At 66.0% G+C, this 12,431-nt stretch carries 11 protein-coding genes and 1 pseudogene; 6 read left to right on the plus strand and 6 right to left on the minus strand.

What is annotated here, in order from left to right:
• Positions 1-324: 324 nt before the first annotated feature.
• The 5 genes from AAG799_RS13440 (at position 325) to AAG799_RS13460 (ending at position 6,285) form a co-directional block, all read left to right on the plus strand.
• Positions 325-2,424 carry a TonB-dependent hemoglobin/transferrin/lactoferrin family receptor gene (locus AAG799_RS13440; RefSeq protein WP_341896694.1) on the plus strand — a complete coding sequence of 700 codons (2,100 nt, stop codon included), beginning with the start codon at positions 325-327 and terminating at the stop codon, positions 2,422-2,424.
• 69 nt (positions 2,425-2,493) lie between these two features.
• Positions 2,494-3,546, plus strand: coding sequence for a ChuX/HutX family heme-like substrate-binding protein (locus AAG799_RS13445; RefSeq protein WP_341896696.1), 1,053 nt, complete (start codon positions 2,494-2,496; stop codon positions 3,544-3,546).
• A complete protein-coding gene (locus tag AAG799_RS13450; RefSeq protein WP_341896698.1) occupies positions 3,543-4,448 on the plus strand; it encodes an ABC transporter substrate-binding protein in 906 nt (301 codons plus the stop codon). Before AAG799_RS13445 ends, AAG799_RS13450 begins: the two co-directional genes overlap by 4 nt.
• A complete protein-coding gene (locus AAG799_RS13455; protein ID WP_341896700.1) occupies positions 4,445-5,494 on the plus strand; it encodes an iron ABC transporter permease in 1,050 nt (349 codons plus the stop codon). Before AAG799_RS13450 ends, AAG799_RS13455 begins: the two co-directional genes overlap by 4 nt.
• Positions 5,491-6,285 carry a heme ABC transporter ATP-binding protein gene (locus AAG799_RS13460; protein ID WP_341896703.1) on the plus strand — a complete coding sequence of 265 codons (795 nt, stop codon included), beginning with the start codon at positions 5,491-5,493 and terminating at the stop codon, positions 6,283-6,285. The genes AAG799_RS13455 and AAG799_RS13460 overlap by 4 nt, the downstream gene beginning before the upstream one ends.
• A gap of 1 nt (position 6,286) precedes the next feature.
• On the opposite strand, the gene upp is transcribed toward AAG799_RS13460, so the two are convergent.
• Genes upp through AAG799_RS13480 form a run of 4 tightly spaced genes read right to left on the minus strand, consistent with a single transcriptional unit; the run spans position 6,287 to position 11,014 of the window.
• Entirely contained in the window at positions 6,287-6,925 is a 639-nt protein-coding gene (gene upp / locus AAG799_RS13465; RefSeq protein ID WP_341896705.1) for a uracil phosphoribosyltransferase, read from the minus strand.
• Positions 6,926-6,950: 25 nt separating this feature from the next.
• Positions 6,951-8,183 (minus strand): URC4/urg3 family protein, encoded by a 1,233-nt coding sequence (locus AAG799_RS13470; protein ID WP_341896707.1) that lies wholly within the window; start codon positions 8,181-8,183, stop codon positions 6,951-6,953.
• Between the two features lie 6 nt (positions 8,184-8,189).
• On the minus strand, positions 8,190-9,470 hold the full coding sequence (locus tag AAG799_RS13475) for a GTP cyclohydrolase II (protein WP_341896709.1): 1,281 nt from the start codon (positions 9,468-9,470) through the stop codon (positions 8,190-8,192).
• Complete coding sequence (locus AAG799_RS13480; RefSeq protein ID WP_341896711.1) at positions 9,467-11,014, minus strand: carboxyl transferase domain-containing protein; 1,548 nt, start codon at positions 11,012-11,014, stop codon at positions 9,467-9,469. The genes AAG799_RS13475 and AAG799_RS13480 overlap by 4 nt, the downstream gene beginning before the upstream one ends.
• A gap of 222 nt (positions 11,015-11,236) precedes the next feature.
• Here AAG799_RS13480 and AAG799_RS13485 point away from each other — a divergent pair, with 222 nt between their 5' ends.
• The gene (locus tag AAG799_RS13485) at positions 11,237-11,704 is read left to right on the plus strand and encodes a carboxymuconolactone decarboxylase family protein (protein WP_341896713.1); all 468 of its coding nucleotides are present in this window, start codon (positions 11,237-11,239) and stop codon (positions 11,702-11,704) included.
• 1 nt (position 11,705) lies between these two features.
• Here the strand turns inward: AAG799_RS13485 and AAG799_RS13490 are convergent, their stop codons facing one another.
• Positions 11,706-12,128 (minus strand): PaaI family thioesterase, encoded by a 423-nt coding sequence (locus AAG799_RS13490; protein ID WP_341896715.1) that lies wholly within the window; start codon positions 12,126-12,128, stop codon positions 11,706-11,708.
• Positions 12,125-12,431 (minus strand): annotated as a pseudogene (locus AAG799_RS13495) (hypothetical protein); the annotation flags it as partial. The gene AAG799_RS13490 and the pseudogene AAG799_RS13495, both read right to left, overlap by 4 nt.

Raw genomic sequence — 12,431 nt, forward strand, 5'->3', positions numbered from 1 at the left:
GCGGATACGAGGCGACACAATGCTGTAATTCCGAGGAGGGCGCCCGACCCGCCGGACGGAGCGGCGGCCAGGGCATGCCATAGCCAGGGTGATCCGCTCAGCCCGATCGCCGGAACCCTTCGCCCCTGTGGGGGGACCCTATGATTGCGGCCGCCAGTTCAAGTTATCGACTTGCTATTAATAGTGAGTCGTAGTTGCAAATCGATCCGGCTCGTAATATGACAATCCCCTCAGCCAGCCCCCCAGCCGCGTCAGCGCGCCAGGCAGCCAGCCTCTGCACAACAGCATCGGCACCGCTCGCGCGGCCAAATATGGGGAAGCACTGTGGCCAAGACATCCGACCTGAATCCGTCTCGCAATCCGCGGCTGGGGCCGCATCTGGGCCGCTTCGCCATGGCGGCAACCCTGCTCGGGGGCAGCAGTCTGCAGCCGGCCTTCGCCCAGCAGGTGGCCGATGCGGTGCTCAATCCGGTCACCATCACGGCAACCAAGACGCCCCATAATGTCGACGAGGTTCCGGCTCACGTCACGGTGCTCGACAACGAATACATCGAGAACCGCAACCCGACAAAAATGGACGACCTGCTGCGCGATCTGCCCGGCGTCGAGATGTCGGGCGGCCCGCGCCGCCTCGGCCAGGATGTCAGCATCCGCGGCATGGGCGGCCAGCGCGTGGTCACCACGCTGGATGGTGCGCGGCAGAACTTCAATGCCGGCCATAAGGGCCGCTTCTTCCTCGATCCCGATCTGCTGCGCCAGGTGGAAATCGTGCGCGGCAGCAATTCGGCATTGCATGGTTCGGGCGCCATCGGCGGTGTCATCGCGATGGAGACCAAGGAGGCTGGCGATTTCCTGAAAGCCGGCCAGACCATGGGCTTCCGCACCAAGTATGGCTACAGCGACGGCTCGAACGAGAACTACTACAGCAACGGTGTCTTCGGCCGCTACGAAGATAAGGTCGATATCCTTGCCAACTACTCCTATCGCGACACCAACAACCTGAAACAGGGTGATGGCCGCGAACTGCCGCTGTCGTCGGAAGACCTGCGCGACCTGATGTTCAAGGCGACCCTGCGGCCGGCGGAATTCCACAAGGTCAGCGTCACCGCGCTCAACTTCAAGGAAGACGGCCTGACGCTGACCAATCCGGACGGCACGCTCAGCGCGACCGAGAATCCGGCCGTCGAGCGCCTGACGCGCATGAGCACCTATTCGCTGAACTATTCCTATGCCAGCCCGGACATGCCGCTGCTGAATCCGACGCTGAAGGTCTATCGCAACGGTCTGCATATCAACGAGCGCCGCACGCCGACCTACCGGTTCGACACCACGCACCTGATTACCACTGGTTTTGACGTCTATAACACCAGCTACTTCGATACCGGCGCACTGAAACATGCCGTCACCTTCGGCAGCGAGTATTACACCGACACGCAGCGTGCGACCCGGCAGAACTCCGCAACCGCAGTGAATGGCCCGCGCCAGGGCTATCCGAATGCGGAAAGCGAGGTCGCCGGCTATTACGTGCAGGACGAGATCGAAATCTTCCACGGCCTGACGGTGACGCCGGCGGCCCGCTTCGACACGTATGAAGGCCGCGCCAACATCTCGCGCAAGGCTGACGAAGATGCCTTCTCGCCCAAGATCAGCGCCAACTGGCAGGCGCTGCAGTGGCTCAGCGTTTATGGCTCATACGGTTATGGCTTCCGCGCCCCCAGCCTGCTGGAAACCTACGTCTCCGGTTCGCATCTGGGCCCGGGCAATCAATTCGTGCCCAACCCCAACCTGCGTCCGGAAACCACCGAGACCACGGAAGGCGGCTTCCGCCTGAAGTTCGATGACGCCTTCACGACGAAGGATGCCTTGCGCTTCAACGCCACCTACTTCTACACCCGGGCGGAAGACTTCATCGAAACCGTCGTCACCGGCACGGCCGCTTCGGGCAGCACGACGAACACGAACATTCCCAATGCCATCATACAGGGTGCTGAGCTGTCGGCGGCCTATGATCTGCCATACGCCTTCTCGAGCTTGGGCTATGCCCGCATCCGCGGCGAGAACGACAACACCGGTCGCCCGCTCGACTCCATCCCGGCCGACAAGTTCACCGCCGTGCTCGGCGCCAAACTGCCGGAGTATGGCGTCCGCTTCGGCTGGCGCGGCGAATTCGTCGCCGAGCAGGACCGCGTGAGCGGCGTGCCCTTCGTATCGAACACACCGAGTTCGGCAACATCGAAGACCGGCGGCCATGCCGTACACAGCATCTTCGCAACCTGGTTCCCGTTGCCGGAGTATCTGCAGGGCGTCCGCGTCGATGCCGGCGTCGAGAACATTTTCGACACCACCTATCGCCGCCATCTCGCCTCGCTTTACGAGGAAGGTCGCGATTACCGCGTTTCCGTCAGTTACACCAAGGGCTTTTGATACCCACCGGCCGGCAGCGCCCCCTGCCGGCCGGTTTTCGCTTTCCACTACCTGACTAAGGATCATGCCATGACCAGCACTTCCGTTTCCGATCTTGCCGCCCGCTGGACCGAACTCCGTGCCGCCGAGCCCAACCTGCGCATCCGCGATGCCGCACTGCGCCTCGGCGTTTCCGAAGCCGAGCTTGTCGCCACCCGCCTTGGCCAGGGCGCCACCCGCCTGCATGGCCCCTGGCCCGAGATCATCGGCGCCATGGGCGGTGTCGGCGAAGTGATGGCCCTGACCCGCAATGACTCCGTGGTGCATGAACGCCACGGCATCTACGGTACGCTCTCGGTGGAAGGCCATGTCGGGCTGATCGTGGGCGAGGATATCGACCTGCGCATCTTCTTCGGCCCCTGGGCTTATGGCTTCGCTGTCATCGAGGACACCAAGGCTGGCCCGCGCAGCAGCCTGCAGTTCTTCGATGGCGCCGGTCAGGCCGTACATAAGATCTACGCCACCGAGAAGACTGATGCCGCCGCCTTCCAGGCGCTCGGCGAACGTTTCCGCGCACCGGAGCAGTCAGCCGAGCTGACGATCAAGCCTGTCGCACCCAAGGTGCCGCCACGTCCGGATACCGAGATCGATACGACCGCCCTGCGCAGCGAATGGGCCGCACTGAAGGACACCCATGATTTCTTCCCGCTGCTGCGCAAGCACAAGGTGGCTCGCGAGCAGGCCTTCCGTCTCGCCGGCCGTGACTTCGCGGTTCCGGTGCCGAACGACAGCACGCGGCGCATGATGGAGGCTGCTGCCGCCTCCGACCTGCCGATCATGGTCTTTGTCGGCAATCCCGGCATGATCCAGATTCACACCGGCACGGTGAAACGTCTGGTGCCGACCGGCCCGTGGTTCAATGTGCTCGACCCGATGTTCAATCTGCATCTGCGCGAGGATGCCATTGCCTCAAGCTGGCTGGTGCGCAAGCCCAGCGTGGACGGCACCGTCACCTCGCTGGAGCTGTTCGACAAGGATGGCGAGCTGATCGTCTCCTTCTTCGGCAAGCGCAAGCCCGGCCTCCCCGAACTGCAGGACTGGCGCAGGCTGGCTGAATCGCTGGTCGCCAAAGCCGCGGCATGAGCCTATCACGCCGCTTCCTGCTGGGGACGATGGCAGCCGCAATGCTGCCGCGCTTCGGCTTTGCCGCCACACCCGCACAGCCGCAACGCCTGGTCGTCGCCGGCGGCGCTCTGACCGAGATCGTCGTCGCGCTCGGCGCCGCCGACCGGCTGGCCGGCGTCGATACCACCAGCCTCTACCCAGACGCCGTCGTGAAACGGCTGCCGCAGGTCGGCTACCTGCGCACACTGGGCGCCGAAGGCATCCTGTCGCTGTCGCCCAGCCTGGTGATCCTGTCTGACCATGCGGGACCGCCCACCACGATCGCGCAGTTGCGCTCGGCTGGCGTGCCGCTGCTGGTGGTGGCGGAAAGCTATATCGAGCCGGCCGTACCCAAAAAGATCCTCGCCATCGCCGAAGCTGTCGGCCGCGCTGCCGAAGGCAAAGTCATCGCCGCTGAAGTGGAGGCCGACCAGCAGGCGGTGCAGCGCATGGTGGCGCCGTTGCGACGGCCGCGTGTGCTGTTCGTGATGAGCACCAGCAATGGCAATATCCTCGCCGCCGGCCAGGAGACCGCGGCCGACGCCATGCTGCGGCTGGCCGGCGCCGAGAATGTCATCCGCGACTATAAGAACTTCAAGCCGCTGAATGCCGAGGCGGCGCTGGCCGCCGATCCCGATGTGATCCTGCTGCCCGGCCATTCCTTCGAGGCCCTGGGCGGCAAGGCCGGTGTTGCCAAACTGCCGGCGCTGGCATCCACCGCCGCCGGCCGGGCCGGCCGCATCCACGCCATGGACACGCTGTATATGCTGGGCCTCGGCCCCCGCATCGCCCATGCCACCCGCGATCTGGCCGAACTGCTGCATCCGGATGCCGCCCTGCCGGCACTGCCGGTGCGTCCCTGGGCCAAGCCCGCGACATGAGCGTGCTGGAAGCCTCCGCCAGCACGCCGCTGCGCCTGCGCTTTCCGCTGCTGCTGGGCGCGGCGCTGGCTTTGCTGGTGATCGCGATGATCGCCGGCATGAGCATCGGCGCCGTGAAGCTGTCGCCCGGCGAAGTGCTGGCGACCCTGTTCGGGCAGGCCGCCGAAAGCCGGCATGAGGCCATCGTGCTGTATCTGCGGCTGCCACGCGTGCTGCTGGCCGGGCTGGTGGGTGCTGCACTCGGCGTGTCGGGTGGCGTGATGCAGGGCCTATTCCGCAACCCGCTGGCCGATCCCAGCCTGATCGGCGTCTCGGCCGGCGCCACCGTGGCGGCTGCCAGCGTGATCGTGCTGACCGGCTGGATCTTTCCGCCGGCCTGGCAGCCAGTGCTGCTGCCACTTGGCGCTTTCGGTGGTGGCCTGCTGGTGATCGCGATGATCTACCGCGTGGCGCTGGTCAACGGCACAACGGTCGTGCCGATGCTGCTGCTGGCCGGCATCGCCTTCAATGCCATGGCGCTGGCACTCACCGGCTTCTTGATCTTCCTCGCCAACGATGCCCAGCTGCGCGACATCTCGTTCTGGACCTTCGGCAGCGTCGGTGGGGCACGCTGGCAGACCGTGATGATGCTGGCGCCCTTTGTGATCCTGCCCTTCATCGCCCTGCCCTGGTTCGCCCGCGCGCTCGATGCACTGAATCTGGGCGAGCGCGAGGCCGGGCATCTGGGCTTCCGGGTCGAGCGCGTCAAGCGGCTGGCCTGCCTGTGCACCGCGCTCGCCGTCGGCGGCGCCGTCGCCGTCAGCGGTACGGTCGGCTTCGTCGGCCTGCTGGTGCCGCATGTGGTGCGCCTGCTGGCCGGGCCGCAGCATGGCCGGCTGCTGCCGCTGGCCGCCATCCTGGGTGCCGCCCTGCTGATCGGTGCCGATCTGGTGGCCCGCACCATCGTGGCGCCGGCGGAACTGCCGCTTGGCCTGCTCACCTGCCTGATCGGCGCACCGGTCTTCCTCAGCCTGCTGTGGCGGGCCCGCGGGGAGTTCGCCGCATGAGCCTGCAGGCTGAAGCCCTGGGTGTCGAACGGCGCGGGCGCCGTCTGCTGGATGGTGTCTCTGTTGCCGTGCATCCGGGCGAACTGCTCGCCATCGTCGGCCCCAACGGTGCCGGCAAGACCACGCTGCTCTCGGCCATGGCCGGCGATCTGGCGCCCAACGCCGGGATTGTCCGGCTGGATGGCCGGCCGCTGGCGCAATGGACGCCCCTGGCGCTGGCCCGCCGCCGCGCGGTGATGCCGCAGGCCTCGCGGCTCGGTTTCTCCCTCACGGTGCGGGCCGTGGTGGCGCTGGGCCGGCTGCCCTATCGCGACCGCGTCGATCCGGCGACCGACGCGCAGGCCGTTGACCGTGCCCTGGAAGCCGCCGACATCCTCCATCTGGCGCAGCGCGCCTATGGCACGCTGTCAGGCGGCGAGCAGCAGCGCGTGCAGCTGGCCCGCGTGATCGCCCAGCTGGATTTCGACGCAAGCGATGCCGCACCGGTGCTGCTGCTGGACGAACCGACCGCCAGCCTCGACCTTGCCCATGCCTATGGCGTGCTGCAGCTGGCGCGCGACCTGGCCGGGCGTGGCGTGGCCGTGGCGGCGGTGCTGCACGATCTCAGCCTGGCCTATCGCTACAGCGACCGGGTGCTGGTGCTGAACAATGGCCGCGCCGAGGCGCTCGATACGCCGCGCGAAGTTCTTGATGCCGCGCTGCTCCGTCGTGTCTTCGGCATCGAGGCGCAGGTCCACGACGATTGTCTGGTGATCCGCGGTCCCGTGCTGCCGGCCCGCCGCGTCGCCTGAGCTACTTGGTGCCGTAGATCCGGTCGCCGGCATCGCCCAGGCCGGGGCGGATATAGCCGTGGCTGTCGAGCTGGCGATCCACCGAGCAGGTATACACCATCACATCGGGATGATTGTCCTGCATCACCTGCAGGCCTTCGGGCACGGTGAGCAGGCAGACGAACTTGATCTGGCTGGCGCCGGCCTCCTTCAGGCGGGTGACGGCAGCGGCGGCCGAATGTCCGGTTGCCAGCATCGGGTCGACCACGATGACCAGGCGCTCGCGCACATCCTCGGGCAGCTTGAGGTAATACTCCACCGGCACCAGCGTCTCGGGGTCGCGGTAGAGGCCGACATGGCCAACGCGGGCCGAGGGCACCAGGTCGAGCATGCCATCCAGGATGCCGTTACCGGCACGCAGGATGGAAACGAAGCACAGCTTCTTGCCAGCCAGCAGCGGCGCCTGCATTTCCTCCAGCGGCGTCTCGATACTCACCTTCTCCAGCGGCAGGTCGCGCGTCACCTCGTAGCAGAGCAGCAGGCTGAGTTCGCGCACCAGGCGGCGGAACTCGGCCGTCGAGACCTCCTTGCGGCGCAGCAGGGTCAGCTTGTGCTGCACCAGCGGATGGTTGACCACGGTGGCATTCGGAAACGCATTCATCGGTAACTTCTCCCCCGAGAGTAAATCAGAAAACCGTGCCGTCGCTGGCCACCGTCAGCGGTGGTCCACCATCGGCGCGCTTTTCCTTGGCGATCTTGCGGCCCGCGGCCCAGGTGCCGCCTTCCAGGATGCGGGCCAGCGGCATCTCGGCCGCCGTCTTGCCCAGCCGGACGCGCACCGGATCGGCGATATGATCAAGCAGCGCCAGCGTCAGCGCCCGCCATTCCACCACGGCCTCGTCTTCCACCGGGATGGGGAACTTGGACAACGCGTCATGGCGGATGCTGAGCACGCCGAGATCGATGAACAGGCCACCATTGCGGTATTCCGGCAGGCCGGTGAGGTCGTCCAGCCCGGTCACCGCGATGCCGGCATCCTCGAAGATTTCGACAAGAGAATATGTCAGCCACTGCGACAGCTTGTGGAACGGGATCAGGCCCGAGGTGAGATCGCCGCTCATCAGGCCGCGATGGCGCCAGACATCACCGAGATTCTGCCCATCCAGGGTGATGCGCGACGGCCAGATCGGACCAAGGCCTTCCAGTACGGCGGCGAGGATCGCGGTGGCCGGCAGCTTACCGTCCTTCACCTGGGCCTTGAGGTAATCGTAGAGGCCGCCGATGCGGGCATCGGCACCGAACAGGTCCGGCCGTGCCTTCAGCGCCTGGCCGAGGTTGCGCATCAGCGCAGCGCGACCCTCGACACCGACCAGCGGATTGAATTCCGAGACCTGGAAGGCATGGGCGATGGCATTGGGTGCCAGCGACACCAGGCCATGGGCATCGGCGCGCAACGGATGCGCCTTGTCGCCGGCGAACAATCCGGCCTTGAAGGCATGCAGGCTGGCCACGGCGAGGCCCTCGGAGCGCGCAACCGGCCGGCCTTCCTCATTGTATTTCCATTGCGGCCCGGCACCGGCATCGAGCAGCACGCTGACCACGCAGAGATCGAAACGGATGCGGGCGATCTCGTCGCGGTCCAGCGCACCAAGAGTCTTTGCCAGCTGGCCCCAGCGGTCGATGCCGCCGGCGGCGAAATGCCGCCAGCGCGCGTGATACGGAATTTCCAGCGTCGGATAATTCTCACGGATCACCTGCGCCACGTAATCGGCGGCGGCCGGCAGCTTATCCAGATGCAGGGTGAAATTCGGCATCGCATCGCGTTCGGCCAGGCCGAACATGGCATGGCAACGCTCGCGCACCGCCCCTGTGGTGCGCAGCCAGGCAACCGCCTGGGCCGGATCGTTCAGATTACCCACGGATACTCACTCCTCGAGACCACGGCCCTTGGCCTTCTTCAACTCGTCCTCGTCCGGCACCTTGTCGGTGAAATAGCCGGCCGCCTTCTTGGCGTCCATCTCCACCCGCGCATCGGCCGGGATCAACTCGTCGGGGATCGGCACGCGCTCGACCACCTGGATGCCGCTGGCGACGATGGGCTCGAACTTCATGTTGCTCATCGACACCAGCCGATCGATGCGGCTGATGCCCAGCCAATGCAGCACATCGGGCATCAACTCCTGGAAGCGCATGTCCTGCACGCCGGCGACGCATTCGGTGCGCTGGAAATAAGTCTCGGCGCGGTCGCCCATCTCCTGACGCTTGCGGGCGTTATAGACCAGGAACTTGGTCACTTCGCCCAGCGCGCGGCCTTCCTTGCGGTTGTAGACGATGACGCCGACGCCGCCCTGCTGCGCTTCCTCGATGCAGACCTCGATGCCATGGGCGAGATAGGGCCGGCACGTGCAGATATCGGAGCCAAACACATCCGAGCCGTTGCATTCGTCATGGATGCGGCAGGCGATCCGGGTCTGCGGCTTGCCCAGCTTCGACACATCGCCAAAGAGGTACACCGTCATGCCGCCGATTGGCGGCAGGAACACCTTCAGGTCGCTGCGGGTCACCAGTTCCGGGAACATGCCGCCGGTCTGCTCGAACAGGCCACGGCGCAGCTCGGTCTCGCTGATGTTGAAACGCCTGGCGACGCCGGGCAGCCACCACACCGGCTCGACTGCCACCTTGGTCACCTTCACATCGCCATTGGCAGCGAGGATATTGCCATCCGGCTTCAGGCGGCCGGCGCGCATGGCGTCGTGCAGCTCGGGCATGTTGATATGCGCCTTGGTCACCGCGATGGTGGGCCGGATATCCCAGCCGGCCTTGATCTGCTCGGCGAACACCTGGCTGGTGATATGACCCCAGGGATCGAGCGAGACGATCTTCTCCGGATCGGCCCATTGCGGGAACGGACCCAGCGGTTCGGCCGGCGCGGTGTTGGTCAGGTCCGGCTTGTGCTCGGCCTTGAGCTGGCCGGAGGCAATCGCCAGCGCGCGATAGAGCGAATAGGCGCCCGAATGGGTGCCGACCGCATTCTTGCCGCCGGGATTCTTCAGCGTCGCCACGACCGGCCCGCGCTGCCTCGGATCGGCGGCACCCCATTCGACCGGCAGCGGCTTGCTGCCCACGGATGTGCTCGGATGCGAAGTCAGGACGATCGACTTCGGTGCCGGCTTCTTCTCGTTCGGGAGATTCGGAATATCACTCATGGTCTGTACCCAAAGCTAGGAGGGCCCGCCTGACGCAGCGGGGCAGCAAGATTGGCGAATTCGCACAGCAGCGGACGCGTGTCGCGCGGGTCGATCAGTTCCTCGACCAGGAAGGCTTCGGCAGTGCGGAACGGTGAACGCACGCGGTTGAGGCGCTCTTCGATGTCTTTCAGCAGCGCGGCGGGATCGTCGGCCTTTTCCAGATCGGCGCGGTAAGCTGCCTCGATGCCGCCTTCCAGCGGCAGGCTGCCCCAGTCGCCCGACGGCCATGCATAACGATAGCGCAGCCGCGTGTGATTGGAATGGCCCGCACCTGCCACGCCAAAGGCCTTGCGCATGATGATCGAGCACCAGGGCACCGTGGCCTGGTACACGGCGGCGAGCGCGCGGGCGCCATGGCGGATGGTGCCGGTCTGCTCGGCTTCGGGGCCGATCAGGAAACCCGGGATATCGACAAAATGCACCACCGGCAGATGGAAGGTCTCGGCCAGATCGACAAAGCGCGTGATCTTGTGCGCCGCATCGGCAGTCCAGCCGCCGCCATAATGATAGGGATCGCTGGCCAGGATCGCGACCGGCCAGCCATCCAGCCGGGCCAGGCCGGTGATCACCGAGCGGCCATAGAGCCGCCCCATCTCCATGAAGCTGCCGGCATCTACCGTCATGTCGACGATCTCGCGCGTCTTGTACACGCGGCGCCGGTCGCGCGGCACGATGGAGAGCAGCTTCTCCTCGCGGCGATTGGGATCGTCCTGCACTGCTGCGCGCGCCGGCAAGTCGTAAACCGACTGCGGCAGATAGGACAGGAAGCGCCGCGCCGCCGCAAAGGCCTCTTCCTCGCTGGCCACCGCCAGATCGATGGCGCCGGCGCGTTCATGGATCTCGGTGCCGCCGAGTTCCTCCTTGGTCATGGTCACACCGGTACGCGCCACCACCGGCGGCCCGGCGATGAACATCTGCGAGATGCCCTCGACCATCACCGAGAAATGGCTGCTGACCGTGCGCGCCGCGCCCAGACCGGCCACCGAGCCGAGCGCCAGCGCCACCACCGGCACGGTGGAGAGATTGGCGACGACATGTTCCCAGCCCGGCATCAGCGGCACGTAAGTACGGCCTTCCATCTCAAGCGACTTGACCGAGCCACCGCCGCCGGTGCCATCCACCAGCCGCACCATGGGAATGCGCAGCTCGCGCGCCATCTGCTCGGCATGTACCTGCTTCTGCCAGATCGCCGCATCGGCGGCACCGCCGCGCACGGTGAAGTCGTCGCCGCCCACCACCATGGGCCGATTGTCGATACGGCCACGGCCGAAGACAAAATTGGTCGGGCTGAAGTCTTCCAGGCTGCCATCGGCGCCGTAACGCGCACGGCCGGCGATGGTGCCGACCTCATGGAAAGACCCGGCATCAAGCAGGCGGTCGATGCGCTCGCGCACCGTCAGCTTGCCACCGTCATGCTGGCGCTTGATCTTGTCGGCCCCGCCCATCTGGCGGGCCATCTCTTCGCGTCGCCGCAGTTCGGCGATCTCGGCTTCCCAGCTCATAAATCAGGCCTCTTGGCACTGGAAAGCGATGGAGTGTAACGCCGGGCCGGGCGGTTCACAACCACCCCGTGGGACTGACCGCCGGTCGTCGCCAAACCTTAACGTCACGGAATGCCTGACCTTTCCAGCCGGCGCGAATTTTTCCGTGCGGCCCTGTCACAGGCCGGATGGGCAGCCCGTCTATGCGTCGTAAGATCGATGGACAAACCCCAGGAGAGATCCATGCAACCCCGACTGACCAATCCCCACAAGCTGGCACCGGAAGGCATCAAGGCGATGATGGCGCTGGAGACCAGCATCGCGGCCAGTGGCCTGGAAGAAAGCCTGCGCCACCTGGTGAAGCTGCGCGCCTCGCAGATCAACGGCTGTGCCTTCTGCATCCACATGCACAGCACCGACGCGCGCAAGCATGGCGACAGCGAGATGCGGCTCTACATGCTGAATGCCTGGCGGGAGTCGCCGCTCTACAGCGCGCGTGAACGCGCAGCCTTGGCCTGGACCGAGGCGCTGACGCTGGTGGCGCAGACCGGCGCGCCGGATGCGGATTACGACCTGGTGAAGGCTGAGTTCTCGGAAGCCGAACAGGTGCAGCTGACGCTGATGATCGGCGCGATCAATATGTGGAACCGGCTGCAGGTCGGCTTCCGCGCCGCCCATCCGGTGAGCGACAAGGACAAGGCAGCCGCCTGACCTAGACCCGGGCGATCGTCGCCAGTGCCGTGGCGACGATCTTCTCGGCGCCGTCTTTCACCGCAAAGACATCGGCGCGCGTCACCACCTGGCGCCCGCCGGCCTTGATCACCGTGCCGATGGCGGTCAGTTCCTCGCCCACCGCCGGCGCCAGCAGGTTGAGCTTGTATTCCGAGGTCACCACATCGCCAACCACGGACGCCGCAGCCCAGGCGCAGACCGTATCGGCCATGTAGCCGACGATGGCGCCATGGGCAAAGCCGTGATGCTGCGTCATCTCCGGGCGGATCGTGGTGGCAATGCGCACCCGGCCGGGCTCGAAATCGAGCAGCCTGGTGCCAACCCAATTGGTGAAGGGGCTGATGGCAATCGCCTGTTCCATCATCGCGCGGGTCAGCTGTACCTTGGCAACGGCGTCGTTCATGTTAGGGCCCTCTGCAGCAGTTTGCCGATGCGGCGCAGCGGCTCGGCGGAATGCTGGGTGCGCGCCAGCACGATGGCCCCTTCCAGCGAAGCCACGGCCCAGAGCGCCAGATCGCTCGCCTCCTTCGCCGGCTTGCCGTCGCGGCGCAGCTGGTCGGCCAGCGCATCGGCCCAGGCCTGATAGCCGCGCTGGCAGGCCAGTCGCAGCGGTTCGACAAAGGCGCCGGTCTCGACCGCGACGATGGTGAGCGGCGAGCCGTCCTTGCAGCCGGACTCCTCCATCCAGACGGCGATCTGCGCCGCC

Origin of the sequence: Ferrovibrio terrae (assembly GCF_943371255.1) — a bacterium.
Taxonomy (GTDB): domain Bacteria; phylum Pseudomonadota; class Alphaproteobacteria; order Ferrovibrionales; family Ferrovibrionaceae; genus Ferrovibrio; species Ferrovibrio terrae_B.

What these genes read in the sequence shown, in the direction of transcription:
- AAG799_RS13490 (WP_341896715.1), bottom strand. Translation starts at nt 12,128, where the DNA reads ATGAACGACGCCGTTGCCAAGGTACAGCTGACCCGCGCGATGATGGAA.
- upp (WP_341896705.1), bottom strand. Translation starts at nt 6,925, where the DNA reads ATGAATGCGTTTCCGAATGCCACCGTGGTCAACCATCCGCTGGTGCAG.
- AAG799_RS13475 (WP_341896709.1), bottom strand. Translation starts at nt 9,470, where the DNA reads ATGAGTGATATTCCGAATCTCCCGAACGAGAAGAAGCCGGCACCGAAG.
- AAG799_RS13445 (WP_341896696.1), top strand. Translation starts at nt 2,494, where the DNA reads ATGACCAGCACTTCCGTTTCCGATCTTGCCGCCCGCTGGACCGAACTC.
- AAG799_RS13485 (WP_341896713.1), top strand. Translation starts at nt 11,237, where the DNA reads ATGCAACCCCGACTGACCAATCCCCACAAGCTGGCACCGGAAGGCATC.
- AAG799_RS13480 (WP_341896711.1), bottom strand. Translation starts at nt 11,014, where the DNA reads ATGAGCTGGGAAGCCGAGATCGCCGAACTGCGGCGACGCGAAGAGATG.
- AAG799_RS13455 (WP_341896700.1), top strand. Translation starts at nt 4,445, where the DNA reads ATGAGCGTGCTGGAAGCCTCCGCCAGCACGCCGCTGCGCCTGCGCTTT.
- AAG799_RS13460 (WP_341896703.1), top strand. Translation starts at nt 5,491, where the DNA reads ATGAGCCTGCAGGCTGAAGCCCTGGGTGTCGAACGGCGCGGGCGCCGT.
- AAG799_RS13450 (WP_341896698.1), top strand. Translation starts at nt 3,543, where the DNA reads ATGAGCCTATCACGCCGCTTCCTGCTGGGGACGATGGCAGCCGCAATG.